Below are 3655 nucleotides of genomic sequence, written 5' to 3'. Positions count from 1 at the left end.
TTTAGAGAATTTCAATACTAAATTAGAGTAATTTCGGAGGAGGCTGAAGAATGGAGAATCAATGTGCGGTATTAGTGTAAAGAATTGATAAGCTAATTAAAACAGTTGCGGAACAACAAGACCAGATCAATAATTTATCGCGTGAAGTAGGAAATTTAAAGACTCATGTGAATTTTCTAGAAGTGCAGGTGAAATAAAGATGAAACTAAATAAACAAGAACAAACAGTTGTTGTCGGTCATTTAATCAACAAAGTTATTGGGGGTGGAATTAGTTAAACAACACATTGAGCCACAGAAATTAGAGAAGGCTATAGTTTTACATACAATGCTGTAACACATGGTTTCTTCCATAAATATTTTCCAGAAGATGTAGCTGATTTAGCTGCTGAGATCATAGATAAGAATCCGATTGATATATTATGGGAAAACATAACGATTCAATATACGGCTATTATCAGGGCACAGCAATTAATGTTCGTTAAATATCAAGAAGATACGACGAAAGAACTACGTAAGAATAAAGTTACTGAGAGTGGATTCGAAGAAGAATGGAAAATTCAATTCGGTTGGGACAAACATGCTACTTTTTTAAAGCCCAATCAAGGGCGATGAGCACATTATCTTCTCTTATTAGGGGTACCACCCCATCGCTATCAAGCTACATTTTAACGAAAATATACGCTAAGCAAATTCCAACATAAAGCGAGCCGAATTTTCTACTCTTAAGAAAAATTTCGGTTCGTTTTATGGTTTCATGACAAGTTGTTTACTGAACAATAAAGTTCTTTATTGGAACAGGCTACTTTCTTCAACAATCGGGCCAGATTGTTGAAGAAGAAATATAATAAAAATGCTTATGATTGTTTTATTAAACGAATTAAACCGCAAAAAACAAGAAGAATTCCCCCCCCTTTACTAGTACACTAAATCCTATAAAGGGGGGAGATCATGAACAATAAAGCCATTGGATTATTTCAAGGAATTGCGTTATACATTTCAGCTATTCTAGGATCAGGTGTCCTTTTTTTATCGGGGGTAACGGCCTCAATAGCGGGCCCTGCATCTATTGTATCCTGGTTTATCGTTATTATAATTAGTTTTCCGCTTGCTTATTCCTTTGCTAGTTTGGCACGGATATATCCTGATTCCGGTGGAGCAGCAACCTTTGTTAGAAATTCTTTTGGATATCATCTTGGCAATATCGTTGGGTGGTTTTACTTTGTAACAGCAGCAGTTGGTCAAACGATTGTATCTTTAACTGGTGCTTTTTACGTCAGTCAGGCATTTGGATTTTCGCATTTTGAAACAATTTTAATTGCCGTCTTTATTTTGGTAATTGCAGGTGTTTCCAATTATTACGGCGTAAATGTTAGTGGTAAAGTTGCATTGATTTTAAGTTCCTTATTACTGATTCTTTTAGCGTCAGCTGTATTTGTGGCGTTTCCAAGAATACAATGGGGAAATTTTACTCCCTTTGTTCCAAATGGATGGTTTTCTGTCGGGAACGCTATAACGGTTATCTTTTGGTCATTTTTCGGTTGGGAGGCGATTTGTAATCTGGCTGAGCACTTTAAAAGGCCAGAAAAAGATATTGTCAAAGGAGCAGTTATTAGTGCAGTTGTCATTGGATTATTATTTTTAGCGCTAAGCCTTGTCACTATTGGAACGGCCACGTATGGCAGTCAAGAAAGCAACCTGTCTCCTATTGGTGTTATAATGGGAGATACAGTAGGCGGGGGTGCCAAAGTCGTTACAGCTGTTTTAGCTTTAATTATTTGTACAGGGACAGCGAATGCTTTTGTAGCCAGCCTAACGCAATTAGGATATTCATTAAGCAGAGATGGTGCTTTCCCAAAATTTTTCTCAAGGCTGCATGCAACTACTCAAATTCCAAGACAGATGGTATTGTTTGTTATCTGTTTTTCGGTAGCAGGTGTGTTAGTGACAAAAGCTTTGTCACTAACGTTTGATGATATTTTGTTTATACCGACTTCTCTTGGGATTCTAGTTTATGTTCTTTCAATGGCAGCAGGCGTTAAATTATTTAGGAAGAACACACGGGCATGGTGGGCATCGTTAATCTCTTTCATTTTATGTTTGCTGGTGATTCCATTTTTTCAATTGTATATATTTGTTCCGTTAATTGTCGTGGCTATATATGCGATTTATATGATTTTGAGTAATAAGATTTTCGCCTACAAGGGAGGATTAAATTCTAATGAAGGATCAAAATAACCTTTCCAGAGATACCATGTGGAAAGCAACAGTATCATGTGATTCAGCGTATGACGGGATATTCTTTTACGCAGTCAAGACAACTGGAATTTTCTGCCGGCCTTCTTGCAAGTCTAAGGTTCCTAATTATGAAAATGTATCCTTTTTTTCAAATGCGCACGAAGCTCAAAGGGCAGGCTATCGCCCATGCAAAAGATGCCGATCAGATCTAAATATAAAAATATACGACCCGTTCGAATGCGTTTTGGAAGATACTATGCGATTGATAAAAAATAATTATGTTCAAAACATGTCTTTAAATGAAATTGCATCAAGGGTAGGAGTTAGTCGTTTTCATTTAAATCGGATTTTCAAAGAAAGAACAGGGTATACTCCTCGAATATATTTAGAAAGGATCAGAGTTAAGAAAGCAAAGGAACTTCTCTTGACAACGGTCTTTAATAGTACAGAGATTGGTTATCAAACAGGCTATCAAAGTGTATCTAGCTTTTATAATGCATTTAAAAGAAATACAGGATTTTCACCGAGTCAATTCCGTGCTTTCCATAGTGGAAATACCGTAAACCAAGAACTTGACTGAATTCACGTTCTTTAACAAAAGATAGCATGAATTAACAAGAGTGCTTTGTACTCATCGTATTTTTTGATAAATCATTACTGATTGATTAAAAGTAAACAACTTTGTATTGAACAATAATAAGCCATTTTTTCTCTGTTATAGAATTGTAAGCTTTTTAATTCAATCCTCAACAAACGGGCAGGATTATTGAACAAGTTTTATGAACTTTAGTGGTAGCATCATTAGTGAAATGCTTTATAACAACTAATTAAGGAGGGATAGAATATGAGAAATAACTTTCAAATCGTTGCGTTACAAGAGAAGGAGTTTAATAACCTATTTCTAATGAATGAAGAAGTATTAAAAAGTATCGGGGCAGTCAAAATAATAGCAAACAAAAATCCTGGATATCCTTGCAGGATAAGTTTGAAGGATGCAGAGGTAGGAGAAGAGGTAATTTTACTGAATTACCAATATCATAGTGTTAATTCGCCTTATAAAGCAAGTGGTCCTATATTTATACGAAAGGGAGCAACTACTGCTAAGCTAGATGTAAATGAAATTCCGCATATGTTACATCATAGGTATCTATCTGTACGCGGCTACAATGCTGACTCAATGATTGTAGAAGCAAGGGTTACAGAAGGTGTAAATTTAAGAGAAAATATAGATGAAATTTTTGATAATAAAGAAGTAGAATATATTCACATTCTTAACGCTAAACCAGGATGCTATAACTGCCTTGTTAATAGAGTGTGAAAAAATTGAAAATGCAAACTTCTATTATCCTATAAGGGGTACCACCAATCGCTATCAAGCTAATTCAACAAAATCCCCCCTAAAATGAAAAAATACGCTAT

The 3655-nt window shown here is 35.4% G+C and carries 3 protein-coding genes and 1 pseudogene; all 4 read left to right on the top strand.

The genetic code is table 11. The annotated features are described in order from the left end of the window. Window positions 1–322: 322 nt before the first annotated feature. Window positions 323–633 (top strand): annotated as a pseudogene (locus tag ABWK52_RS23015) (phage terminase small subunit); the annotation flags it as partial. Window positions 634–949: 316 nt separating this feature from the next. After that, window positions 950–2236 carry an APC family permease gene (locus tag ABWK52_RS23010; RefSeq protein WP_001060118.1) on the top strand — a complete coding sequence of 429 codons (1287 nt, stop codon included), beginning with the start codon at window positions 950–952 and terminating at the stop codon, window positions 2234–2236. Beyond that, window positions 2220–2816, top strand: a complete 597-nt coding sequence (locus ABWK52_RS23005) for a bifunctional transcriptional activator/DNA repair enzyme AdaA (protein WP_000654819.1) — start codon at window positions 2220–2222, stop codon at window positions 2814–2816. The genes ABWK52_RS23010 and ABWK52_RS23005 overlap by 17 nt, the downstream gene beginning before the upstream one ends. Window positions 2817–3080: 264 nt before the next feature. Beyond that, window positions 3081–3554 carry a DUF1203 domain-containing protein gene (locus ABWK52_RS23000; protein ID WP_001245414.1) on the top strand — a complete coding sequence of 158 codons (474 nt, stop codon included), beginning with the start codon at window positions 3081–3083 and terminating at the stop codon, window positions 3552–3554. Window positions 3555–3655 lie beyond the last annotated feature (101 nt).

This window comes from Bacillus sp. AP50, from assembly GCF_040492675.1.
Classification (GTDB): Bacteria; Bacillota; Bacilli; order Bacillales; family Bacillaceae_G; genus Bacillus_A; species Bacillus_A cereus.
This window is presented reverse-complemented; position numbering and strand designations above follow the sequence as displayed.